Source organism: Vibrio sp. 704, from assembly GCF_033339295.1.
The window spans coordinates 1-556 of record NZ_JAWOUH010000847.1; the positions used below are offsets into that span (position 1 = coordinate 1).

General features: G+C 43.3%; 1 pseudogene. It reads left to right on the top strand.

The features are described from left to right. Positions 1–166: 166 nt before the first annotated feature. A pseudogene (locus tag R7R24_RS29485) lies at positions 167–556 on the top strand (hypothetical protein); the annotation flags it as partial.

Consider the following 556-nt stretch of genomic DNA (forward strand, 5'->3'; position numbering starts at 1 on the left):
GCGATGGCAAAATTTTCGTAACGGATGTTGAGCGTGTGGTTCGTCTCCCTACTGGTGAAGAAGACTAAGACGCGATTTAAGATTTCACTACAATTGCCTTTTTGATTAAGCTAAACGGGAGCCCAATAAGGCTCCTTTTTTATTTCATGCATTGAGGTACGCTCTCATGTTTAAGCGTTTTGTTCTCTCTTTAGCCTTTCTAATCATGGCTGCGGTAGTGAGTTTTCAAGTCATCTTTACCGTGCCAGAACACCCACAGATCATCACACAAACTGGTTCTGAAATTACCGAAGATATTCGATGTATAGAGTTTAGCGGAGCAAAAGCTCTGGACGATAACGGTGAACTCAACCTTTTAGTTTGGAACATCTACAAGCAAAATCGCGCTAACTGGCAATCTGAGTTGGAGTTGTTCTCGGCAGATAAGCAATTGTTATTGCTGCAAGAAGCTAGCATGACAGACAGTTTTAAACAATGGTTGGTAGATGGCAGCTGGGTCAGCAACCAAGTCAGCGCGTTTAAAGCGTTAGGCAGCGGAGCTGGCGTGATTAGTATT